Annotated in this window: 18 protein-coding genes; 16 read left to right on the top strand and 2 right to left on the bottom strand. The window is 71.0% G+C overall.

Going from position 1 to position 22360, the window contains the following annotated elements:
• The first annotated feature begins 293 nt into the window (after positions 1–293).
• Positions 294–983: a response regulator transcription factor gene (locus tag ABZ910_RS21710; protein WP_361367395.1), complete on the top strand. Its 690-nt coding sequence runs from the start codon at positions 294–296 to the stop codon at positions 981–983.
• A 9-nt stretch (positions 984–992) separates the two neighbouring features.
• Entirely contained in the window at positions 993–2390 is a 1398-nt protein-coding gene (locus ABZ910_RS21705) for a HAMP domain-containing sensor histidine kinase (RefSeq protein ID WP_361367392.1), read from the top strand.
• A 33-nt stretch (positions 2391–2423) separates the two neighbouring features.
• On the opposite strand, the gene ABZ910_RS21700 is transcribed toward ABZ910_RS21705, so the two are convergent.
• Positions 2424–3422 carry a TAXI family TRAP transporter solute-binding subunit gene (locus ABZ910_RS21700; RefSeq protein ID WP_361367389.1) on the bottom strand — a complete coding sequence of 333 codons (999 nt, stop codon included), beginning with the start codon at positions 3420–3422 and terminating at the stop codon, positions 2424–2426.
• 177 nt (positions 3423–3599) lie between these two features.
• On the opposite strand from ABZ910_RS21700, the gene ABZ910_RS21695 reads away from it, so the two are divergent.
• The 6 genes from ABZ910_RS21695 (at position 3600) to ABZ910_RS21670 (ending at position 9159) form a co-directional block, all read left to right on the top strand.
• A complete protein-coding gene (locus tag ABZ910_RS21695) occupies positions 3600–4019 on the top strand; it encodes a MazG nucleotide pyrophosphohydrolase domain-containing protein (protein WP_361367386.1) in 420 nt (139 codons plus the stop codon).
• Positions 4020–4083: 64 nt separating this feature from the next.
• Positions 4084–4833: a protein phosphatase 2C domain-containing protein gene (locus tag ABZ910_RS21690; protein ID WP_361367384.1), complete on the top strand. Its 750-nt coding sequence runs from the start codon at positions 4084–4086 to the stop codon at positions 4831–4833.
• 176 nt (positions 4834–5009) lie between these two features.
• Entirely contained in the window at positions 5010–6269 is a 1260-nt protein-coding gene (locus ABZ910_RS21685) for an FAD-dependent monooxygenase (protein ID WP_361367381.1), read from the top strand.
• Positions 6270–6297: 28 nt separating this feature from the next.
• Entirely contained in the window at positions 6298–6576 is a 279-nt protein-coding gene (locus tag ABZ910_RS21680; RefSeq protein ID WP_361367379.1) for a hypothetical protein, read from the top strand.
• A 158-nt stretch (positions 6577–6734) separates the two neighbouring features.
• Positions 6735–8264, top strand: coding sequence for a tRNA (N6-isopentenyl adenosine(37)-C2)-methylthiotransferase MiaB (gene miaB, locus ABZ910_RS21675; RefSeq protein ID WP_361367376.1), 1530 nt, complete (start codon positions 6735–6737; stop codon positions 8262–8264).
• Positions 8265–8439: 175 nt separating this feature from the next.
• The gene (locus ABZ910_RS21670) at positions 8440–9159 is read left to right on the top strand and encodes a class III extradiol dioxygenase subunit B-like domain-containing protein (protein WP_361367375.1); all 720 of its coding nucleotides are present in this window, start codon (positions 8440–8442) and stop codon (positions 9157–9159) included.
• A gap of 110 nt (positions 9160–9269) precedes the next feature.
• On the opposite strand, the gene ABZ910_RS21665 is transcribed toward ABZ910_RS21670, so the two are convergent.
• A complete protein-coding gene (locus ABZ910_RS21665) occupies positions 9270–9545 on the bottom strand; it encodes an antitoxin (protein WP_361367372.1) in 276 nt (91 codons plus the stop codon).
• A gap of 448 nt (positions 9546–9993) precedes the next feature.
• On the opposite strand from ABZ910_RS21665, the gene miaA reads away from it, so the two are divergent.
• From miaA to ABZ910_RS21625, 8 genes are all read left to right on the top strand, one after another.
• Complete coding sequence (miaA, locus tag ABZ910_RS21660; protein ID WP_361367369.1) at positions 9994–10932, top strand: tRNA (adenosine(37)-N6)-dimethylallyltransferase MiaA; 939 nt, start codon at positions 9994–9996, stop codon at positions 10930–10932.
• 108 nt (positions 10933–11040) lie between these two features.
• Positions 11041–11544, top strand: coding sequence for a hypothetical protein (locus tag ABZ910_RS21655; RefSeq protein ID WP_361367437.1), 504 nt, complete (start codon positions 11041–11043; stop codon positions 11542–11544).
• Between the two features lie 131 nt (positions 11545–11675).
• Positions 11676–12545, top strand: coding sequence for a diaminopimelate epimerase (gene dapF, locus ABZ910_RS21650; RefSeq protein ID WP_361367366.1), 870 nt, complete (start codon positions 11676–11678; stop codon positions 12543–12545).
• Between the two features lie 307 nt (positions 12546–12852).
• The gene (locus tag ABZ910_RS21645) at positions 12853–15129 is read left to right on the top strand and encodes an HD domain-containing protein (protein ID WP_361367363.1); all 2277 of its coding nucleotides are present in this window, start codon (positions 12853–12855) and stop codon (positions 15127–15129) included.
• Between the two features lie 83 nt (positions 15130–15212).
• A complete protein-coding gene (locus ABZ910_RS21640; protein ID WP_361367360.1) occupies positions 15213–16811 on the top strand; it encodes a M1 family metallopeptidase in 1599 nt (532 codons plus the stop codon).
• 223 nt (positions 16812–17034) lie between these two features.
• The gene (gene hflX / locus ABZ910_RS21635; protein ID WP_361367357.1) at positions 17035–18528 is read left to right on the top strand and encodes a GTPase HflX; all 1494 of its coding nucleotides are present in this window, start codon (positions 17035–17037) and stop codon (positions 18526–18528) included.
• Positions 18529–18832: 304 nt separating this feature from the next.
• Entirely contained in the window at positions 18833–20155 is a 1323-nt protein-coding gene (locus tag ABZ910_RS21630) for an aminotransferase class III-fold pyridoxal phosphate-dependent enzyme (protein WP_361367434.1), read from the top strand.
• A gap of 208 nt (positions 20156–20363) precedes the next feature.
• Positions 20364–22289: an IucA/IucC family protein gene (locus ABZ910_RS21625; RefSeq protein WP_361367354.1), complete on the top strand. Its 1926-nt coding sequence runs from the start codon at positions 20364–20366 to the stop codon at positions 22287–22289.
• Positions 22290–22360 lie beyond the last annotated feature (71 nt).

Raw genomic sequence — 22360 nt, 5'->3', positions numbered from 1 at the left:
CTCTCGGGCTCCGTCCTCCTTGGTTCCGGAGGACAGTAGTAACCCTATGCGACCAGCGTCATTACATCTGAGGTGAATCTGAGCATCACGATCCGGTAGCGACCGGCCACCAGTCGTAGCGGCGGTGACCAGGGCGCGTATCGGCCGCATAACGGAAGCGGCGGGCGGCCCGAACCCTCTTGACGCCGTCCTTGTCCATCGGCGTGACTGCCATGGTGCACGCGTGCGTGCACGTGTTTTCCGCAAGTTCTACAAGCCCGGGCCGTACGCGTGCTGAACAGGAGGGGGCCGAAATGAGACTGCTGCTCGTCGAGGACGACAACCACGTCGCCGCCGCCCTGTCCGCGATCCTCGCGCGGCACGGATTCGACGTCACGCACGCCCGCAGCGGGGAGGAGGCCCTCCAGGCGCTCGTCGCCGAGAGCGACGGCTTCGGGGTGGTCCTGCTCGACCTGGGCCTGCCCGACCAGGACGGCTACGAGGTCTGCGGCAAGATCCGCAAGCGCACCGCCATCCCGGTGATCATGGTCACCGCGCGCTCCGACGTCCGCTCCCGCATCCACGGCCTCAACCTCGGCGCCGACGACTACGTGGTGAAGCCGTACGACACCGGGGAACTGCTCGCCCGCATCCACGCCGTCAGCCGGCGCACCGTCCACGAGGACGCGGCGGCCGGAGCGGAGGGGAGCGCGCTGTGCCTCGGCCCGCTGTCCATAGAGCTGCCCACCCGCCAGGTCACCGTGGGCGGTGCGGTCGTCCAGCTGACCCGCAAGGAGTTCGACCTCCTCGCGCTGCTCGCCCAGCGTCCCGGAGTGGTCTTCCGGCGGGAGCAGATCATCAGCGAGGTGTGGCGCACCAGTTGGGAGGGCACGGGGCGCACGCTGGAGGTGCACGTCGCCTCCCTGCGCGCCAAGTTGCGCATGCCCGCGCTCATCGAGACCGTGCGCGGCGTCGGCTACCGGCTCGTCGCCCCGGCCGCGTAGCGGGCACGGGTGCGCACACGTCTCCTCCCGCTGCTCATCGTCCTGATGGCGGCCGTCCTGCTCGCGCTCGGCGTCCCGCTCGCCGTCAGCGTGGCCGGCGCCCAGCAGCAGAAGGCGGTCGTCGACCGCATCGACGACACGGCTCGCTTCGCGGCGCTCGCCCAGTTCGTCACCGACGGGCCGCGCACCGGATCCCGCCGCACCAACGAGGACGAGCGCAAGGAGACCCTGCGCCGCGAACTCACCAGCTACTACGGCGTCTACGGCATTCGCGCGGGCGTCTTCTACGCCAACGGCACCGCGATGGCCAACGCTCCCGACGACTGGCTGCTGCCGGAAGCGGGGGAGGTGCGGGACGCCTTCGCGGAGGCGCTGCTCAGCCGACGCAGCCACGACCCGGCGCAGGTCTGGCCCTGGCAGCGCAGCCGCCTCGTCGTCGCGTCACCGGTGATCCGCGACGGCGACGTCGTGGCCGTCGTGGTCACCGACTCGCCCACCGGGGCGATGCGGTCGCGGACACTGCGGGGCTGGCTGCTCATCGGCGCCGGCGAGTTCGCGGCGATGCTGCTGGCCGTCGGCGCCGCGCTACGGCTGACCGGCTGGGTGCTCAGGCCCGTACGCGTCCTCGACGCCACCACCCACGCGATCGCGAGCGGACGCCTGAAGTCCCGGGTCGCGGCGGCCGGCGGCCCGCCGGAACTCCGCAGACTGGCCCGCTCGTTCAACGAGATGGCGGACAACGTCGAAGAAGTGCTGGAGCAGCAGCGCGCCTTCGTCGCCGACGCGTCGCACCAGCTGCGCAACCCGCTCTCTGCGCTGCTGCTGCGCATCGAGCTGCTCGCCCTCGAACTGCCCGAGGGCAACGAGGAGATCGCCTCGGTCCGCACGGAGGGCAAGCGCCTCGCGCGCGTCCTGGACGATCTGCTCGGCCTCGCGCTGGCCGAGCACGCCGAAGCGGACCTGCGGCTGACCGACGTCGGCCGGCTCGCCGGCGAGCGCGTGGCCGCCTGGGCGGCGGCCGCCGAGGCCAAGGGCGTACGGCTGACCGGCGACTGCCCGCCCACCACCGGGTGGGCCGACCCCGTCACGCTGTCCAGCGCCCTGGACGCGGTGATCGACAACGCGGTGAAGTTCACGCCCGAGGACGGCACCGTCGAGGTGGCCGTCGCCGCCCACGGCGACAGCGCGACGGTCGTGGTCACCGACACCGGCCCCGGTCTCACCGACGAGGAACTCGCCCGCGTCGGCGACCGCTTCTGGCGCAGCGGCCGCCACCAGAACGTCAAGGGCTCCGGCCTGGGCCTGTCCATCACCCGGGCCCTGCTCTCGGCGGGAGGCGGCTCGATCGCCTACGCCCACCACGAGCCGCGGGGACTGCGGGTGACGGTGACGGTGCCGAGGAACTGACCCCGGTCCGGGAGGCGTTCGGCTGCGGGGCCGTCACGGCTTGACCGACCGGTAGTAGCGCCGTGCCCCTTCGTGCAGCGTGAGCGGATCGGTGTAGATCGCCGTCCGCAGGTCGACCAGCTGCGCGGAGTGCACGTGCGCGCCGATGTCGTCGCGGCTCTTGATCACGGTGCGGGTGACCCACTCCGTCAGCCGGGGATCCATGTCCTTGCGGGTCATCAGCAGGTTGGACACCGCGATCGTCGCCACGGTGGACCCCTGCTGGGCGGACGGGTAGGCCGACTCGGGCATGTTGGTGGCCCGGTAGTAGCGCGCCGCGTCACCCTGGTCGTGCAGTTTGGCCACGAGGTCGTCCTCGATCGGGACGAACCGGAAGTCGAACCTCCTGGCCAGATCGACCAGACCGTTGGTGGGCAGCCCGCCCGACCAGAAGAACGCGTCGATCTTGCCCTGCTTCAGCCGCTCGGGCCCGGTGTCGATGCCCTCGGACCTCGCCGTGATGTCCTTCGCGGGGTCGATCCCCGCGGCCCTGAGCACCCGGTTCGCGATCAGGCGCACGCCCGAGTCGGGCACCCCGGTCGCCACCCGCTTGTGCCGCAGGTCCGCGACGGTCCTGACGTCCGAGTCACGCGGCACGATGAGCTGCACGTAGTCGTCGTAGAGCCGGGCCACGCCGCGCAGGCGCCCCGCGCCCTTGCGGCCTCCCAGTTCGTACGTCTCCACCGCGTCGGCCGCCGCGATGGTGAAGTCGGCCTCGCCGCTCGCCACCCGCTGTACGTTCTGCTGCGAACCCGCGCTGTCCCGCAGCTTCACGTTCAGGCCCGGCATGTCCCGGTTGAGCGCGCCGCGCAGCCGCTCGCCGTACTCCTGGTAGACCCCGTGAGGCGTTCCCGTGCTGAAGGTGATCGTCCCGCTCGGCGCCTCCTCGCCCAGGGGCACCAGCCACCACAGCAACAGCCCGAAGGCGACGAAGCCGGCGGCCGAGCCCTGGAGGGCTCGGCGCCTGCCGATACGGGGGAGCACCTTGGACACGCCCGCGATCCTGCCAGCCCGCCCGCGGTCCTGACCAGGGTCTCCGGGGCTGTGCGTTCATCCCGGGGCCGTACTGTCACGGACCGGGCCCGGCCGTACTCACGAATCGGGCCTGGCCGTGCGCTCAGGGACCGGGACGGTCGGAGACGGCCATTACCGGCCGTTACAGTCGGGCGTATGACCTCCTCGCCCGCCCACCTCGTCCGTGAGTTCCACCGCGCCTTCGGCCTCGACGTCCGCAGTACGCCGACGGAGGTGTCCGCCGAGCTGGCCGCGCACCGTGGCGAGCTGCTCGCCGAGGAGGCCGCGGAGGTCGCCGAGGTCTCGGTCGCCGGCCCGCTCGACCGGCTCGCGCACGAACTGGCCGACGTCGTCTACGTGGCGTACGGCACGGCGCTGGTCCACGGGATCGACCTCGACGCGGTGCTCGCCGAGGTCCACCGCTCCAACATGAGCAAGCTGGGCCCCGACGGCCAGGTCGCCCGCCGGGCCGACGGCAAGGTGCTCAAGGGCGACCACTACGAGAAGCCGGACGTGTCGGCCGTCCTGCGCCACCAGGGGTGGGCCCCGGGCGCGTTGCCTACCCTGGAGGCATGACCGGCCGCGGCGACCGGAGCCCGTCAACGGGTGTTCGGGCGCTGCCGGAAGGCGGTGGCGTTCCTTGCCGTACCTCGCTGTGAGTGCGCTGAGCCATCCCGGGCTGCTCCGCGAACGGAACGAGGACAGCCTGGTCGTCGGCCCGTGGACGCTGTGCGCGACCGTGACCGAGAATCCGCAGACCCTGGTCTTCCCGCTCGGCACCCCCCTCGTCGTCGCCGTCGCCGACGGACTCGGCGGGCATCCCGGCGGCGACGTGGCCAGCGCCCTGGTCGCCCGCCGGATCGCCTCGCTCGGCCCCCTCCTCACCAGCGAGGACGCCGTCCGTGACGCCCTGAACGCCTGCAACCGCTTCCTCTACGAGGCCGCCGGCGGCGACGAGGAGAGCGAGCTCACCGGCATGGGGACGACGATCGCCGGAGTCGTCGTGCAGCCCGACTCGGTCATGGTGTTCAACGTCGGCGACAGCAGGGTCTTCGCGGTCTCGGACGATGCCGTGCGCCAGGTGAGCGTGGACGACAGCCCCCCGCTCGAACCCGGGCAGCGCACCACGTCCCTCGTCACCCAGTGCCTGGGCGGAAGCCCGAGCTACCGCCCCATCCGCCCCCATGTGAAGGCCGCGCCCCTCTCACCCGGCGACCGCTGCCTCATCTGCACCGACGGCCTGACCGACCCGCTGACGACGGACGTCCTCGACGACGTGCTGCGCGTGCACGACGATGGCCGGGCGGCCTTCGAACTGTGGAAGGCCGCCATCGCGGCGGGCGGCCCCGACAACATCACGCTGGCGGTCGTACGCCTCGGGGAGGAGTAGAGCAGGCCCCTGCGGGGAGCGTCCGGGCGTATCCCGCTGCGGTGCGCGAACCAGGGCAACAAAAGGCTGAAAACACGCGCTACGTGTGCGCCCCGCCCGTTGCTAGCTTCGATGGTCGTGAAGCCTGTGACGGCCATGACGGCCATGACGGCCATGACGGCCATGACGGCCTCGCGATGAGCAGGTCGCGCGTTCAGGTCGCCGTCGTGGGTGCAGGGCCCGCGGGCCTCGTGCTGGCCAATGTCCTCCACCGGGCCGGGGTCGGCGTGCAGGTGTGGGAGAGGCATCGGCGGGCGCACGTGGAGCAGCAGGCCCGGGCCGGAGTGCTGGAACACCGCGTCGTCGCGTACCTGCGCGAGCAAGGACTCGCCGACCGCCTCCTCACGGAGGCGAGCCGGCATGGCTGGTGCGACATCGTCTGCCTCGGGGAACGCATCAGGGTCGGCTACGGAGAGTCCTCCGGCGGTGCGCATCACTGGGTTTATCCACAGCAACTGCTCGTGCGGGATCTGATCGCAGAACTGGCCCGATCCGGGTGCCCGATGCACTTCGTGTGCCCGGTCACCTCGGTCACGCACGACACCGGCCACCGGCCGGTCGTCCATACCGCGGAAGGAGACGTCGAGAGCGACTATGTGGTGGGTTGCGACGGCGCCCAGGGGATCGTGGCCGACACCTTTCCCTCGCATGCGGTCCGTGCCGTTCAGCGGCGCTACCCCTACGACTGGATCACCGTTCTCGCCGAGGCCACGCATCCGGTCGGGGGCGTGCTGTACGCCGTCCACGCGTGCGGTTTCGCGGGCATGATGCCGCGGGCCGGGAACATCGCCCGGCTGTATCTGGAAGCACCGCAGGACGTCGATCTCGCGCACTGGCCCGAGCAACGCGTTCTCGACGAACTGGCCGTCCGCCTCACGCCGGGCCCGTGTGACCCGGCGGTCACGCGTGTGCTGGAGGCCGGCGTGCTGCGGCTGCGCAGTCGTGTCATGAGCCGCCTGCGGCACGGGCGACTGTTCCTGGCCGGCGACGCCGCCCACGTACTGACCCCCTCCGGAGGCAAAGGGCTCAACCTCGCCGTGGCCGACGCCGCCGACCTCGCCCAGGGCCTCATCCACGCCTGCCTGCACGAAGACACCGCCGCTCTGGACGGCTACGAGGAACGGCGGCTGTCCGGGGCCTGGCGGACGCAGGAGTTCTCGGACCGCCTCCTCGGCCTGCTGCACGTGCCGCAACGCGACGCCGCCGACCGCGAGTTCGAGCTGCGGCTGCGGCTCGACCGGATCCGTCGGATCAGTGAGCCGGGGCCCGCCGCCACAGCGTTCGCAAGGGAGTACGCCGGTTCCGGCACCCTCTACGAACCCGATCCGGGAACCCTCCACCTGGAACCGACCCGTGCCGAGCCCCCAGACCATGATCATGGTCCGTCCCGGAGCTGAGAGCTGGGCGACCGCCTACGGTGGAGACATGAGCGAGATCGTCGTCTACGAACTCGACAAACCAGTGGCAACGCGCCACTCGCCGGGACCGCCGAGTGGGGCGGAACGGCGTGTCCGCCGGGTGCACGCGGCACCCGCGGCCCCGGGGGCGCGCACCACTGCGGGACCTCGGACCCTCTGCGGCAAGGACACCTTCGCCATGGAGACGGCTCGCTGGAATCCCTCTGGGCACCCTGGAGAGCCCTGGTATCCCATGGAGTACGCATCCCTGGTCTGCCCGGACTGCGACGCCGTGATCGAAACCTGACCGGAGTAGCGGCTGCCGGACGTCGCCGCGCCCGGTGTGTTCCTTCCGCTCACGCGCGAGCGCAGCGCGGCGCCTCTGAGTGGCGACACCCTGCCGACCGAGGAAGCCCCTGAGGGAGCGCGGAGAACGGTTCTCCGGTCAGCACCTACCCTTGACCCATGACCAGCAGCAGCGACCGGAGCCCCGCAGTGGACGTTCAGGCCCCCAAGACCTACGAAGTACGCACCTACGGGTGCCAGATGAACGTCCACGATTCCGAGCGCTTGTCCGGACTGCTCGAAGAGGCCGGTTACGTGCGTGCGCCCGAGGGTTCGGACGGTGACGCCGACGTCGTCGTCTTCAACACCTGCGCGGTGCGGGAGAACGCCGACAACAGGCTGTACGGCAACCTCGGCCGCCTCGCGCCGAAGAAGGCGAGCCGTCCCGGGATGCAGATCGCGGTCGGCGGCTGCCTCGCGCAGAAGGACCGCGACACCATCGTGAAGAAGGCGCCCTGGGTGGACGTCGTCTTCGGCACGCACAACATCGGCAAGCTGCCGATCCTGCTGGAACGCGCGCGCGTGCAGGAAGAGGCGCAGGTCGAGATCGCCGAGTCCCTGGAGGCGTTCCCCTCCACGCTGCCGACGCGGCGCGAGAGCGCGTACGCGGCCTGGGTGTCGATCTCCGTCGGCTGCAACAACACCTGCACCTTCTGCATCGTCCCGGCGCTGCGCGGCAAGGAGAAGGACCGCCGCCCCGGCGACATCCTCGCCGAGGTCGAGGCGCTGGTCGGCGAGGGCGTCTCCGAGATCACGCTGCTCGGCCAGAACGTCAACGCCTACGGCTCCGACATCGGCGACCGCGAGGCCTTCAGCAAGCTGCTGCGCGCCTGCGGCAACATCGAGGGCCTGGAGCGCGTCCGCTTCACGTCCCCGCACCCGCGCGACTTCACCGACGACGTCATCGCCGCCATGGCCGAGACGCCGAACGTGATGCCGCAGCTGCACATGCCGCTGCAGTCCGGTTCGGACACCGTCCTGAAGGCGATGCGCCGCTCCTACCGTCAGGAGCGCTACCTCGGGATCATCGAGAAGGTCCGCGCCGCCATCCCGCACGCGGCGATCACGACCGACATCATCGTCGGCTTCCCCGGCGAGACCGAGGAGGACTTCGAGCAGACGATGCACGCCGTGCGCGAGGCCCGCTTCACCCAGGCGTTCACCTTCCAGTACTCCAAGCGGCCCGGTACCCCCGCCGCGACCATGGAGAACCAGATCCCCAAGGAGGTCGTCCAGGCGCGTTACGAGCGTCTCGTCGCCCTTCAGGAGGAGATCTCCTGGGAGGAGAACAAGAAGCAGGTCGGCCGCACCCTGGAGCTGATGGTCGCCGAGGGCGAGGGCCGCAAGGACGGCGCCACCCACCGCCTCTCCGGCCGCGCCCCCGACAACCGCCTGGTCCACTTCACCAAGCCGGAGCAGGAGGTGCGCCCCGGCGACGTCGTCACGGTCGAGATCACGTACGCCGCACCGCACCACCTCCTCGCCGAGGGCCAGGTCCTCGACGTGCGCCCCACGCGCGCGGGCGACGCCTGGGAGAAGCGCAACGCCGCTGAGGCCGCCAAGCCGACCGGCGTGATGCTCGGGCTCCCGAAGATCGGTGCCCCCGAGCCGCTCCCGGTCGCCACGGGCAGCGGCTGCGGCTGCGACTGAGGCACCGCACCGGCATCTGCTGACGTACGGCCAGGCCGTGCGTTCCCCGGCCCCGCTGCCATAGCCCTGGCAGCGGGGCCGGTCGCTGTCGCACCGTCTTCCGCACCTGGGAGGGGGGTGAGGCATGGCGGCCTGGAGTGCCGTCTCGTCGCCGTAGGGGGTTACGCTGCCGATCATGCTTGTCGCCGCCGCAGTCTGTCCCTGCCCACCGCTCCTCGTGCCCGATGTCGCCGAGGGTGCCGCATCCGAGCTGGACGCCGCGCGTGCCGCGTGCACGGACGCGCTCGGCGTGCTGGCAGCCGCCCGCCCCGACCGGCTGGTCGTCGTCGGGCCCGCCGAGCAGAGCGGTCGCGGGGCCCATCCCCAGGGCACCCCGGGATCTTTCCGCGGCTTCGGGGTGGACCTCGACGTACGGCTGGGCCGGGACACCGGAACGACCGCGCCGTCCGAGCGCGAGCTGCCGCCGTCCCTGGCCGTCGCCGCCTGGCTGCTGGAGCGCACCGGCTGGGCAGACGCCCCGATCGAGGGACTCGGCGTAGGGGAATCGCTCGACGCCGAGCGGTGTAGTGAAGTCGGAAGGGAGATCGGCGCACAGGCCGCGCGGGTGGCACTGCTGGTGATGGGCGACGCCAGCGCATGCCGCACGGTCAAGGCGCCGGGTTATCTCGACGAACGGGCGGCGCCTTTCGACGCGGAGGTCGCGCGTGCGCTGGGCGCGGCGGACGTGGCGGCACTCAAGGCACTGGACGCCGAGCTGGCCCACGAGCTGAAGGCCTCAGGCCGCGCTCCCTGGCAGGTCCTCGCGGGCGCGGCCGAGGGCGCCGACCTGACCGGCGCGCTGCTGTACGAGGACGCGCCGTACGGGGTGGGCTACATCGTCGCCTCCTGGTCGTAGGCCGACTTCGGGGGAGGGGCCTGGGGAGAGGGAGAGGGGCAGGAAAACGGCAACGGCCGGGAGCGTCGCGCTCCACGGCCGTCCGTTCACCGGTCGCTGTGCCGTTCGGTTCAGGAAGTCGGCGGCGGTGGCGTGTCCGGGGGCGTGGGGTTCGTGCCGTGGCTCGCCTCGTGACCGTCATTGTGCGCAAGCCGGTCCATGGCGTGCTTGGCCTTGTCGGAGCCCGTGTGGATCTTCTCGCTGTACTTGCCCTTGGTCTTCTCGTCGACGACGTGCGCTGCCTTGTCGATGCCGTGCTGGATCCTGTCGCCCTGCTGGTGGGCGAGATCCGACATCTTCTCCCTGACCGGACCGATTTTGGCCTTCAAATTGTCGAAAAGGCTCATGGTTCACCTTCCCTCGCGGGACAGTTGCGTACGGCGCCTTCACGGTCCGCGCTCCCGGCCGCCGGCCGCGTCGCCGGCGATCTCCGCGCCTGACCGCTGTGCGGGGGCCGGGAGTCCCGGAGCTTCGGCGCCCTCGCTCGGCGACGGGCACAGCGGGTGCGACGCCTGTGACGGCCAATGCCGTGCCGTGCCGTGCCGTTCCGGCTCCGCCGCCGTGTCCTCGGTCGTCTACCCTCGGCCGCCCGCAGCACACCAGCCGACTCCTCCGCGGCTTCCCACGCCCTTCCCGAGCGGTCCTGCGAAAACGCCCATACCCGCTCATTACGTTACTCGTGCGGACGAAATCCCGCGTTGCCCTGGGGATTCCCGATCGGGCGGTACCAGGGGCCCGAAGAGTTCTCCGTCCGGGCCGCTCAAGGCAGCGTCCGGGGTTTGCGAGACTGGTGCGGTGAGCAGTGCATCCTCCGCCCCCCGAGTCATCGCCGTCGTCGGACCCACCGCGGCCGGAAAGTCCGATCTGGGCGTTTTCCTGGCTCAACAGCTCGGTGGCGAGGTCATCAACGCCGACTCCATGCAGCTGTACCGAGGGATGGACATCGGTACCGCCAAGCTGACGCTCGAGGAGCGCGCCGGCGTTCCGCACCACCTCCTGGACATCTGGGACGTCACCGTCACGGCATCGGTCGCCGAGTACCAGAAGCTGGCCCGCGCCCGGATCGATGCACTGCTCGCCGAGGGGCGCTGGCCGATCCTGGTCGGCGGTTCCGGCCTGTACGTCCGGGGAGCGGTCGACAACCTGGAGTTCCCCGGTACCGACCCCGAGGTCAGGGCCCGGCTGGAGGAGGAACTCGCGCTGCGCGGCTCCGGCGCGCTGCACGCGCGTCTCGCCGCCGCCGACCCCGAGGCCGCGCGCGCGATCCTGCCCGGCAACGGCCGCCGTATCGTCCGGGCCCTGGAGGTGATCGAGATCACCGGCCAGCCCTTCACCGCCAACCTCCCCGGCCACGACTCCGTCTACGACACCGTGCAGATCGGCGTCGACGTGGCCCGCCCCGAGCTCGACGAGCGCATTGCGCTGCGTGTCGACCGGATGTGGGAGGCCGGGCTCGTGGACGAGGTGCGCGGGCTGGAGGCGCGGGGCCTGCGCGAAGGGCGTACGGCGTCGCGTGCGCTCGGCTACCAGCAGGTGCTCACGGCGCTCGCCGGGGAGTGCACCGAGGAGGAGGCGCGGGCCGAGACCGTACGCGCCACCAAGCGCTTCGCGCGCCGTCAGGATTCATGGTTCAGGCGCGACCCCCGGGTGCACTGGCTGAGCGGGGCCGCGGCGGACCGCGCGGAACTTCCACACCGTGCGATGACATTGGTCGAAGGGCCGGTTACAGCCTGATCACGTGATGGCATCGGGATGCGCCGCCGGTCATCGAGGCCTTCGGCGCCGTGCCATCATCGACCTTCGATCGACCAAGTGGAGTCCGAGTTGGGAGGGCGCGTGGCGATGGAGGCCGGCCCTCGCGACACCGCACAAGGCACCGAGCACGTCACCACCGACGCAGGCGAACCGGAGCAGGGCGAGGACAGCCTGAGCTCCGACGGCCCCGACGAGACGCCGGGTGGCGTCACCGACGACGGTCCTCGGCCCGAGGAGATGTTCGCGGGCGGCCCGGAGTTCGAGGTCGAGCTGCGCCCGCAGCGCCGCCTGCGCCTCTGGCAGCTCGCCCCCATCGTCGGCCTGGCCGCACTCGGCTCGCTGATGTTCGCCTTCCCGCTGGCCTTCGACTTCGGCGACAGTGGCGCGGTCGTCGCCATGCTGGGCCTGCTGATCTGCAGCTGCGCGGCAGGCTGGGGCATGATGGCCGCCCGCCGCGTCGGCTACACCTGGCCCGGCCTGCCCCCGCGCGGCTCCGGACGCCGGCCCGACTGGCGGGTCGTCCTCGGCTACGGCCTCGTGGTGGCCGTCGTCGCGATCCTTGCCGTGTGGCGCGTGGCGCGCCTGCGCTGAGCAGCTTGCGGCCCAGCGCGTGGCCCGCCTGTGTTGAGCGGCGTGCGGCCCGCGACCGCGCCACGGGCGGCTGACTGGTGCGGAGCCCGCTGACGAGTGGGGATGTCGCACCGAGCCCGTACGATCGAGGAATGAGCACGCGGATCGCATTCCTCAAGGGGCACGGCACCGAGAACGACTTCGTGATCGTCCCGGACCCCGAGAACGCCCTGGACCTGACTCCGGCCGCCGTCGCCGCCCTGTGCGACCGCCGTGCCGGCATCGGCGGTGACGGGGTGCTGCACGTCGTGCGCTCCTCCGCGCATCCGGAGGCCCGGGCGATGGCCGACGAGGCGGAGTGGTTCATGGACTACCGCAACGGCGACGGCTCGATCGCGGAGATGTGCGGCAACGGCACGCGTGTGTTCGCGCGCTACCTCCAGCACGCGGGACATGTGGCCGAAGGGGACATCGCGATCGCCACGCGCGCGGGAGTGAAGACGGTGCACATCGCCAAGGACGGTGACATCACCGTCGGCATGGGCAGCGCCCGCCTCCCCGAGGGCGACGTCACGGTGAGCGTCGGCGAGCGCAGCTGGCCCGCACGGAACGTGAACATGGGCAACCCGCACGCGGTCGCTTTCGTCGACGATCTTGCGCACGCGGGCACCCTGTTCACCCCGCCGCCCTTCAGCCCGGCCGACGCCTACCCGGAGGGTGTGAACGTCGAGTTCGTCGTCGACCGCGGCCCCCGCCACGTCGCGATGCGCGTGCACGAGCGCGGCTCCGGTGAGACCCGCTCCTGCGGCACGGGCGCGTGTGCCGTCGCCGTGGCTGCCGCGCGGCGTGACGGTGCCGACCCGGCCGCCACCGGGACCCCGGTGACGTACACCGTGGACCTGCCCGGCGGGAGCCTTGTCATCACCGAGCGGGCCGACGGCGAGATCGAGATGACGGGCGCCGCGGTGATCGTCGCCGAGGGCGAGATCGACGCCGAGTGGCTGGAAAACGCGGTCCGCTGACCTGGTGCATCCCGGTCTCGACCTGGTGAATCACCGCTCCGGCGGTCTTGGACGCGCGTATCCGCGGTGGCGAGACCGCCGGGGAGGCTTCGAAACCACGGCCCACCGCCGGGCCCGTGGCGCAAAACCGTAAACCTCCCGCCTCGTCGCTCGAATGGGTGATCCGTTTCACGCTCGGCGAGAGGCGGTCAGTCGCACGTGATGGGCTCGGTAGCATCAAGCACCGGCACGGACGGGGGAACGTAGCCTTCCCCGAGTCGCGCACGCCCCGAGGCCCCGTCCGCCGGTCCACGAGCCGGAGGTGCCCATGAGTGCGGAGGCCACGAACCCTGCGACCCCTGGCCCTGTAGCCCCTACAGCGCCCCGCAGGAAGGCCCGCCCCCGGATCGACCTGCGCCGCCTCGGCCGGGCCGCGCTGCTCGGCACCACCTCCCGCGACAGGCTCCCCGACGCCATCGGCCACGTCGTCGAGGCCCACCGCGCCCACTACCCCGACGCCGACCTCGAACCGCTGCGCCGTGCCTACGTCCTGGCCGAGTCCTCGCACCGCGGCCAGATGCGCAAGAGCGGCGAACCGTACATCACGCACCCCCTCGCGGTGACCCTGATCCTCGCCGAACTCGGCGCCGAGACCACGACGTTGACGGCCTCGCTGCTGCACGACACCGTCGAGGACACGGACGTGACACTCGATCAGGTGCGGGAACAGTTCGGCGAGGAGGTCCGTTATCTCGTCGACGGGGTGACGAAGCTGGAGAAGGTCGACTACGGGGCGGCCGCCGAGCCCGAGACCTTCCGCAAGATGCTCGTCGCCACCGGCAGCGACGTGCGCGTGATGTCGATCAAACTCGCCGACCGCCTGCACAACATGCGCACGCTCGGCGTGATGCGGCCCGAGAAGCAGGCCCGCATCGCCAAGGTCACCCGCGACGTCCTCATTCCGCTCGCCGAACGCCTCGGCGTCCAGGCCCTCAAGACCGAGCTGGAGGACCTCGTCTTCGCGATCCTCCACCCCGAGGAGTACGCCCACACGCGCGGGTTGATCGACGACAACGCTGCGCGCTCCGACGACCCGCTCGCGGCGATCGCCGACGAGGTACGCACGGTCCTGCGCGATGCCGACATCCAGGCCGAAGTCCTCATCCGGCCCCGGCACTTCGTCTCCGTGCACCGGGTGGCACGCAAGCGCGGGCAGTTGCGCGGCGCCGACTTCGGCCGTCTGCTGGTGCTGGTGAACGAGGACGCGGACTGTTACGGCGTCCTGGGCGAGCTGCACACCTGTATGACGCCCGTCGTCTCGGAGTTCAAGGACTTCATCGCCGTACCGAAGTTCAACCTGTACCAGTCGCTGCACACCGCCGTCGCGCGCGCGGACGGACAGATCGTCGAAGTCCTCATCCGCACCCACCAGATGCACCGGGTCGCCGAGGCCGGAGTCGTCGCGCTCGGCAATCCCTACGCTCCTCCTTCGGAGGAGCAGTCGGCGAGCGACGGCGAGCGCGCCGACCCCACCCGCCCCGGTTGGCTCTCCCGCCTCCTCGACTGGCAGGAGGCCGCGCCCGACCCCGACACCTTCTGGTCCACCCTGCGCGAGGACCTCGCCCAGGACCGCGAGATCACCGTCTTCCGGCCCGACGGCGGCACGCTCGGCCTGCCCGAGGGCGCCACCTGCGTGGACGCCGCCTACGCCCAGTACGGCGAGGACGCGCACGCGTGCATGGGCGCCAGCGTCAACGGCCGTCTGGCGACGCTCAGTACGGTCCTCAGGGACGGCGACACGGTCCAACTCCTCATGGGCCAGGACCCGGCCTCCGAGCCGTCGAGGGAGTGGCTGGAGCACGCCCACACCCCGGCCGCGCGGATCGCCATCCAACGGTGGCTGGCAGCACATCCGGCGGGCGCCGACGGCGAGACGACCGTGGCAGGCGAGACGGGAGCGGCAGGAGCGGGAGGAACGACGGAAGAGGCAGGAAAGACGGGAGAAGCGAGCGAGGCGAGCGGGTCCGGCGCACACGGCCCACGCAACACACACGGCACGAACCGAGCCACCGCCCCCCGCGGCCCACACGCCACCCACGCCCACCCGCCTGCCGGCACGCCCCTCAGCCGCCCGGCGTCCGCCCGCCCCCGCTCCGCCAGCGCCGTCGTGGACCGGCCGGGCGCGACCGTACGTCTCGCCGGATGCTGTACGCCCGTACCGCCCGACGAGGTCACCGGGTTCTCCGTGCGCGGGGGAGTGGTGACGGTGCACCGCGCGGAGTGCGCCGCGGTGGCGCACATGAGGAGCGGGGGGCGTGCCGAGATCGGTGTGCGCTGGGGTGACACCACCGCGTGCCGGGTCACGCTCGTCGCCGAATCGTTCGGCCGCCCGCATCTGCTCGCCGACCTCACCGAGGCGATCGCCCTGGAAGGCGCCGAGATCGTCTCCGCGACCGTCGCGCCGCCGAGCCAGCAGCGCGTCCGCCACACGTACACCCTCCAGCTCCCCGACGCGGCCCGCCTCCCGGCCCTCATGCGCGCGATGCGCAACGTGCCCGGCGTGTACGACGTGGCCCGGGCGCAGTACCAGGCCCCGGCCTCCTGAGGGACGCGCCCCGACCCACCCCTTCGGGTGGATTGGGCGCGCGTCGTCGCCGGAGCGCCCGCGCGCGCTGGTAGCGGTGGTCCATGTTGCTCACCCCCCGCGTCCGGCCGTCCCGGCCGACCAGCAGGTTCTCCCGGCGCCGCGCGGCGGCGCTGCTCGCCTCCGCCGTCTCCGTCAGCCTCCTCGCCGCGAGTGCCCCCGCCGTCCCCCTGGGGATCGGCGACCGGATCTTCCCGTACCTGGGCAACCCCGGATACGACGTCGCGTCGTACGACCTCTCCCTCACCTACCCGGGCACGAACGACAAGCCCCTGAAGGCCGTCACCACCATCGACGCCTGGACGACCGCGTCCCTGGAGCGCCTCAACCTCGACTTCGCGCACGGCAAGGTCGAGTCCGTCGAGGTCGACGGCCGGCCCGCCGCCTTCACCAGCGCGGGCGAGGACCTGGTCGTCACCCCGAGCAGGAGGCTGCTCAGAGGCAGCTGGACGCGGATCACCGTGCACCACACCAGCGACCCGGTGTCCGCCAAGGACCAGGACGGCGGCTGGGTGCGCACCTCCGACGGTCTCGCCATGGCCAACCAGGCCGACGCCGCGCACCTGGTGTTCCCGTGCAACGACCACCCCTCCGACAAGGCGATGTTCACCTTCCGGATCAACGCCCCCAACGGCTACACGGCTGTCGCCAACGGAGTGCCGACCGGCGTGGACAAGGTCGGCGGCTCCACCACCTGGACGTACCGCACCCAGCACCCCATGGCCACCGAACTCGCCCAGGTGTCCATCGGCCGCTCCACCGTGGTGCGCCGCGCCGGACCGCACGGACTGCCCGTACGCGACGTCGTACCCACCCAGGACCGCAAGGCCCTGGAGCCCTGGCTGGCGAAGACTCCCGACCAGATCGCCTGGATGGAGAGCAAGGTCGGTCCGTACCCGTTCGAGACGTACGGTCTGCTCATGGCCCGGGCCGCCACCGGCTTCGAACTCGAGACGCAGACCCTCTCCCTGTTCGAGAAGAGCCTGTTCACCGAGCCGTCCTTCCCCAAGTGGTACGTCGAGTCGATCATGGTGCACGAGCTGTCCCACCAGTGGTTCGGCGACAGCGTCAGCCCGGCCACCTGGTCCGACGTGTGGCTGAACGAGGGGCACGCCACCTGGTACGAGGCGCTGTACGCAGAGGAGAAGGCGAAGAAGCCCATGGTGGACCGCATGAAGGCGGCCTACGGCTCCTCCGACAGCTGGCGCGCCTCCGGCGGACCGCCCGCCGCCCCCAAGCCGCCCAAGCCGGGCCAGAAGATCAGCATCTTCCGCCCGAACATCTACGACGGCGCGGCGCTGGTCCTGTACGCCCTGCGCCAGGAGATCGGGCGGCCCGCCTTCGAACGGCTGGAGCGCGTCTGGGTGCAGTCGCACCAGGACGGCAACGGCACCACGGCCGATTTCGAGAACCTCGCCTCGGGGATCGCAGGCCGTGACCTGAGCGGGTTCTTCCGGGCATGGCTGTACGGCGAGAAGACCCCGCCGATGCCCGGCCACCCGGACTGGAAGGCCACACAACCGGCCAAGAACGCCCCGCACCCGATCAAGCCGATGAAGCTGGCCAAGCCAATGAAGCCGGCCAAGCCGAGGAAGCCGGCCAAGTCGACGAAGCCGGTCAAGGGAAAGCGAGCCTCCGGCTGACGCAGTGGGCCGCAGGTGCGACGGGCCGCCGGATAACACGGTGACGGGACGGCCCGTCACGTGCGACCATTTTCAGGTCGGCCCGGCGTTCCAGACCGGCGTTTCAGACAGAATTTCCGCTCGGCGGGGCACGGAGCACGGGAATCTCCCGAGGTGCTCGGGCGTTGTGACAATTGACGACGACCGGCCGCCGTATCGGAATCCCCATCGACGTAAGGATCCAATGACCTCCTCTTCTTCCCCTTCCCAGGACACCAAGCGCTTCGCGCACGCCTATCCCGAAGGTCTTCGGGCCGATGCCCTGATGGAAGAGGACGTCGCCTGGAGCCACGAGATCGACGGAGAGCGGGACGGCGAGCAGCTCGACCGCTCCGAGCGCGCGGCTCTGCGCCGCGTGGTGGGCCTCTCCACCGAGCTCGAGGACGTCACCGAGGTCGAGTACCGCCAGCTCCGCCTGGAGCGGGTCGTGCTGGTCGGTGTGTGGACCACGGGGACCGCGCAGGACGCCGACAACTCCCTCGCGGAGCTGGCCGCCCTCGCCGAGACCGCGGGTGCGATGGTGCTCGACGGCGTGATCCAGCGCCGCGACAAGCCCGACGCGGCCACCTACATCGGCTCCGGCAAGGCCGTCGAGCTGCGTGACATCGTCCTCGAGACGGGCGCGGACACGGTCATCTGCGACGGTGAGCTCAGCCCGGGTCAGCTGATCCAGCTCGAGGACGTCGTCAAGGTCAAGGTCATCGACCGTACGGCCCTGATCCTCGACATCTTCGCCCAGCACGCCAAGTCCCGGGAGGGCAAGGCGCAGGTCTCGCTGGCACAGATGCAGTACATGCTGCCGCGGCTGCGAGGCTGGGGTCAGTCGCTGTCCCGCCAGATGGGCGGCGGCAAGGGCGGCGGCCTCGCCACCCGTGGTCCCGGTGAGACCAAGATCGAGACGGACCGGCGCCGGATCCGCGAGAAGATGGCGAAGATGCGCCGGGAGATCGCGGAGATGAAGACCGGCCGCGAGATCAAGCGCCAGGAGCGCCGCCGCAACAAGGTGCCGTCCGTCGCCATCGCGGGCTACACCAACGCGGGCAAGTCCTCGCTGCTCAACCGCCTCACGGGCGCGGGCGTCCTGGTCGAGAACGCCCTGTTCGCGACCCTGGACCCGACCGTCCGCCGGGCGGAGACCCCGAGCGGCCGGCTCTACACGCTGGCGGACACCGTCGGCTTCGTCCGGCACCTCCCGCACCACCTGGTCGAGGCGTTCCGCTCCACGATGGAGGAGGTCGGCGACTCCGACCTGATCCTGCACGTGGTGGACGGCTCGCACCCGGCGCCGGAAGAGCAACTGGCCGCCGTACGCGAGGTGATCCGGGACGTCGGCGCCACCGACGTACCCGAGATCGTCATCATCAACAAGGCGGATGCGGCCGACCCGCTGGTGCTGCAGCGGCTGCTGCGCATCGAGAAGCGCTCCATCGCGATCTCGGCCCGCACCGGCCGGGGCATCGACGAGCTGCGCACACTGATCGACGACGTGCTGCCCCGCCCGTCCGTCGAGATCGAGGCACTCGTCCCGTACACCCACGGCAAGCTGGTCGCCCGCGCCCACACCGAGGGCGAGGTTCTCTCCGAGGAGCACACCGCGGAGGGCACCCTGCTCAAGGCGCGCGTACACGAGGAACTGGCAGCGGAGCTGACGCCGTACGTGCCTGCGTCGGCGCTCTGATACGGATCAGCAACTCGAAGGCCCGTCCCCTGCGGCATGCAGGGGGCGGGCCTTCAAGGTTGAGAGGAGTTCCCGCGTGCGGGGAACGGTTCCATCACGGCAAGGATCTTGAGTCAACCCGTAACCCGGTGGGCGGTCCCGGGTTGTAGCCGTGAGGGGTCTGCTGTCTGCACGCGGTCCCCGCGTGCGGAGGTCCCGCATCAACTCGCCTCTGGACAGCGGGAGGACAACAGCCGTGGCCGTAACCGAGTCGGTGGCCGAGGGGACGTTCGCGTTCGGAGGGGCACGCGCCGCGCAGGAGGGGATCCTGAGGCGCGAAGCAGTGCGCCAGGCAGGGCAACGTTCAGGGCATCAGCCAGGGCGCGAGCCTGCGGTGCGCAGCTATGCGGACGCCCTCCCCATCGTGCCGGTCCGGGCCCGTGGGTTGACCGTCGAGGGCGCCGACGGCCGCCGCTACCTCGACTGCCTCTCCGGAGCCGGAACGCTGGCCCTCGGCCACAACCACCCCGTCGTCCTCGAGGCCATCCGCAAGGTCCTCGATTCCGGTGCCCCTCTCTCCGTTCCCGACCTGGCGACCCCCCTCCAGGAAGCCTTCATCACCGAACTGTTCCGCACGCTGCCGCCCGGCCTCGCCGACCGCGCACGCGTCCGGTTCTGCGGGCCGGCCGACAGGGACGCCGTCGAGGCCGCGTTCAGTCTGGCTCGGAGTGCCACGGGGCGTACCGGAATCCTGGTCTCCACCGGAGCCTCGGCCGAAGCCGAACTCGACGCCGGTCGGCCCCAGTTCCTCCTCGATGACGCCACGCCGGGTCGGCCGCTTCCTGCCGCGGTGGTCCTCGAACCGGTTCGGGGGGACGGCGGCACAATCCCCGCGTCGGACGACTGGCTGCGCCGCATCAGGCAGATCACGGCCGACCGATCCATCCCGCTGATCGCCGACGAGATCCAGACCGGAGTCGGTCGGACCGGGGCCTTCTGGGCCGTGGAGCACAGCGGCATCACTCCTGACCTGATGATCCTGTCCAAGGCCATCGGCGGCAGCCTCCCGCTGGCCGTCGTCGTCTACCGCGACGACCTCGACGTCAGTGATTGCGATGCTCCCGTCGGCGCCTTCCGCGGCAACCAACTCGCCATGGCCGCAGGCACGGCCACCCTCGCCCACGTCCGCGAGAACGGCCTCGCCGAGCACGCGGCCCGGCTCGGCTCCCGCATGCTGGGGCAACTGCACCAACTGCAGGGGGAGTTCGCGTGTGTGGGGGATGTGCGAGGGCGCGGGCTGATGATCGGCGTTGAGCTGGTCGACCCGGATGACGGGACAGATGGCGGAACGGATGACGAGACGGACAGGGCGGCAGGAGCCGCGTCCAGTCGCATCCCAGGTCCCGGCCCGTCCCAACTCGCCTTCGCCGTCCAGCGGGAGTGTCTGCGACGCGGTCTGATCGTGGAGCTCGGCGGCGCCCACTCGACCGTCGTACGCCTCCTCCCTCCGCTCACGATCAGCGACGAGCAGGCCGCGGCCGTACTCGATCGCCTGACGGACGCCGTGGCAACGGTGGCCCGCGGCAACGGGGATGCGGTTCGCCGGTCCCCGCGGCCACGAGGCGGCTGTACCGGTCGGGCGGTGTAGGTCGTTCGCGCAACCCCGTCTCAGCCGTCCTCGTCAACGACGGTCCTCCGGCAACAACGGCCAGCCACCAACGGTCCGTTACATCCCCCCGAAGATCCCGCAGGTCCGAAGTTCCCGATCGCTCAACGTCCGAACGTCCCGAGGAACAGTCTTGAACGCCACCTCCACATCAGACTGCCGCTCCCACACTCCCGATGACGTGCCCCGGGTGACACAAGCCCCACCCGCGCCGGCGAGCGAGTCGGTACCTGAGCAGCAGGTCTGGACTCCGGAAGCGGCTGGAGCGCGTGCCACCGTCACCGATCTGCTGCGGCACCCCGACCCGCACACCGCCGCCCAGGCCGCGGCCGTGGAGAACCTGCTCCGTTGCTGGGTACGAGAGACGGGGCTCGCCACGACCGAGGGCGACACCCTGCGTATCCCGTTGCCCAGCATTGGCACGGCCCTGATCGTGCCGGTCCGGTACTGGTCCCCGACAGGCTGGCACCGCTTCGGCCTCCCACGCCTCACCGGCACACCCGAGGATGTACCACCGGTCGACGCGGTCATGCTTGCGGCGCTGCTGGACCGGGAGACACGTGGGGGAGCGGGCACAGTCATCGGCGGCGGTCCGGGCGCAGACCCGAGCCCGATCAGTGAGGGCGGCGATCTCGTCGCCAGGGTGGCCGACTCCGTTCGCCGTACCGCCTCCTTCATCAGCGAGCGGCGGCAACGCGTCGACGACGGACCCGATCTCTTCCTCAGTGCCGAGCAGGCCCTCCTGCTCGGGCATCCGCTGCACCCGACCCCGAAGAGCCGTGAAGGCCTGACCGAGGGCGAAGGCCGCCTGTACTCACCCGAGTTGTGCGGCTCCTTTCCTCTGCACTGGATGGCCGTCGCTCCTTCCGTGCTCGCAGCCGACTCGGCCTGGACCGAGCGCGGTCGTACCGTTCCGGCGGACCACCTCACGGCGCGGCTCGCCGGAACCGGGCTGTCCGTGCCTGAGGGATACGCTGCTCTGCCCCTGCATCCCTGGCAGTCACGCGAGGTCCGGCACCGCGACGAGACCGCGTCCCTTCTCGACGCCGGACTGCTCCGGGAGCTGGGGCCGTCCGGTCTCGCGTGGCATCCCACCTCCTCCGTACGAACCGTCCATCGGTCGGGCGCTCCGGCGATGCTCAAGCTGTCCCTCGGCCTGAGGATCACCAACTCCCGCCGGGAGAACCTCCGCAAGGAGCTCCACCGTGGTGTTGAGGTGCACCGCCTTTTGCGCAGTGGGCTGTCCCAGCAGTGGCAGGCGGTGCACCCGGCCTTCGACATCGTTCGCGATCCGGCCTGGCTGGGCGTCGACGGACCGGACGGCCTGCCCGTGCCGGGGCTTGACGTGGTGATCCGGCACAACCCCTTCCTTCCGTCCGATGACGTCTCCTGTGTCGCCGGCCTCGTTTCACCTCGCCCCTTTGCCGGTTCGGCGGCGACGATTGGCCAACCGGCAGTGACGACCGACGACGCCGCGTCCGCGGGGACACCGCCCTTCGGGTCCCGCCTGGCCCACGCCGTCACTCGGCTCGCCGAGCGGACCGGCCGTCCTGGTGCAGCCGTCGCCACGGAGTGGTTCCTGCGCTACCTGGAACACGTCGTGCGTCCCGTGCTGTGGCTGGACAGCGAGGCGGGAATCGCCCTTGAGGCGCACCAACAGAACACGCTGCTTTTGCTGGACGCCGAGGGCTGGCCCGCGGGCGGCCGCTACCGCGACAACCAGGGCTACTACTTCCGTGAGTCCCGGCGTGCCGAACTCGACGCCCGCCTGCCCGGCATCGGCGAGCAGAGCGACACGTTCGTCTCCGACGAGGTCGCCGACGAACGCTTCGCGTACTACCTCGCCATCAACAACGTGCTCGGTCTGATCGGCGCGTTCGGCTCCCAGCGCCTTGCCGACGAACAGTTGCTCCTCGCTGCCTTCCGCCGCTTCCTTGCGGGCCTCGCTTCAGGGTCGGACCCGCTGCGCACCTCCCTGCCCACTCACCTGCTCGACTCACCCGTGCTGCGCTGCAAGGCCAACCTGCTGACCCGCGTGCGCGGCCTCGACGAACTCGTCGGCCCGGTCGACACCCAGTCCGTCTACGTCACCATCGCCAACCCCCTGCACTCCTGAACCGGATCACTGCTGACCGTCTCCCGACTCGACTTGCGTTCCCTCCCGTTCCTTCATGACCGACCCCATTC

The organism is Streptomyces sp. NPDC046805 (assembly GCF_040645355.1).
Lineage (GTDB): Bacteria > Actinomycetota > Actinomycetes > Streptomycetales > Streptomycetaceae > Streptomyces.
This window is presented reverse-complemented; position numbering and strand designations above follow the sequence as displayed.

Excerpts from the sequence above, each read along its gene's own strand:
- ABZ910_RS21710 (WP_361367395.1), top strand. The coding sequence starts at position 294 with ATGAGACTGCTGCTCGTCGAGGACGACAACCACGTCGCCGCCGCCCTG.
- ABZ910_RS21695 (WP_361367386.1), top strand. The coding sequence starts at position 3,600 with ATGACCTCCTCGCCCGCCCACCTCGTCCGTGAGTTCCACCGCGCCTTC.
- ABZ910_RS21685 (WP_361367381.1), top strand. The coding sequence starts at position 5,010 with ATGAGCAGGTCGCGCGTTCAGGTCGCCGTCGTGGGTGCAGGGCCCGCG.
- ABZ910_RS21680 (WP_361367379.1), top strand. The coding sequence starts at position 6,298 with ATGAGCGAGATCGTCGTCTACGAACTCGACAAACCAGTGGCAACGCGC.
- miaB (WP_361367376.1), top strand. The coding sequence starts at position 6,735 with ATGACCAGCAGCAGCGACCGGAGCCCCGCAGTGGACGTTCAGGCCCCC.
- ABZ910_RS21670 (WP_361367375.1), top strand. The coding sequence starts at position 8,440 with ATGCTTGTCGCCGCCGCAGTCTGTCCCTGCCCACCGCTCCTCGTGCCC.
- ABZ910_RS21665 (WP_361367372.1), bottom strand. The coding sequence starts at position 9,545 with ATGAGCCTTTTCGACAATTTGAAGGCCAAAATCGGTCCGGTCAGGGAG.
- ABZ910_RS21655 (WP_361367437.1), top strand. The coding sequence starts at position 11,041 with ATGGAGGCCGGCCCTCGCGACACCGCACAAGGCACCGAGCACGTCACC.
- dapF (WP_361367366.1), top strand. The coding sequence starts at position 11,676 with ATGAGCACGCGGATCGCATTCCTCAAGGGGCACGGCACCGAGAACGAC.
- ABZ910_RS21645 (WP_361367363.1), top strand. The coding sequence starts at position 12,853 with ATGAGTGCGGAGGCCACGAACCCTGCGACCCCTGGCCCTGTAGCCCCT.
- ABZ910_RS21640 (WP_361367360.1), top strand. The coding sequence starts at position 15,213 with ATGTTGCTCACCCCCCGCGTCCGGCCGTCCCGGCCGACCAGCAGGTTC.
- hflX (WP_361367357.1), top strand. The coding sequence starts at position 17,035 with ATGACCTCCTCTTCTTCCCCTTCCCAGGACACCAAGCGCTTCGCGCAC.